General features: G+C 28.8%; 1 pseudogene. It reads right to left on the bottom strand.

Annotation, left to right across the window (positions count from 1 at the left end):
* Positions 1 to 604 (bottom strand): annotated as a pseudogene (locus EQY_RS0123885) (TolC family protein); the annotation flags it as partial.

Below are 604 nucleotides of genomic sequence, written 5' to 3'. Positions count from 1 at the left end.
GAATTTTATTCTTTATGATATGAAGTTTGTTATTGATATCAAAACGTAACAATTCAAGCTCTCTAAAATCATTAAGGTTATCAATATTGTTTTTCATTGAATTAATTGCATTTGTTTTTTTACTGTTGAATGATGAAAAAAAATCGCTCAACGGCACATTCACACTAATACTAGCGTTATAATCCATTTCTCTAAGGCTGATATCGCTCAATGTCCCACCATTTTTAGGAGTTAAACCTACAGAGAAATATAACGATGGCAAGAGTGATGACTCACTAATTTTGTTATCAATATCGACTGACTCATTCTTTTTTTTATAAATATTTTTGACTAATTCTATAATACTTGATCTTTTACACGCTTTTATATCTTCAATTGTTACTTTGTGCAACAATTCTTCTGGGACAGAATAATCACTTTTAATCTTCATTAGAGAATACTGCCTTTCCAGTTCCACTTCATTAAGTGTATTTCTCATTTTATCTAGATTATTTCCTTTTATTTCCGTGTCAAGATAAGGTGCTTTACCCATCTTAAATAATTCTTTAGATATATTGTAATCTGCCTCTAGTTTTTGGATTTGTTTTTTAGTTAACTGAATTTG

Source organism: Escherichia sp. TW14182 (assembly GCF_000208525.1).
Classification (GTDB): domain Bacteria; phylum Pseudomonadota; class Gammaproteobacteria; order Enterobacterales; family Enterobacteriaceae; genus Escherichia; species Escherichia ruysiae.
This window is presented reverse-complemented; position numbering and strand designations above follow the sequence as displayed.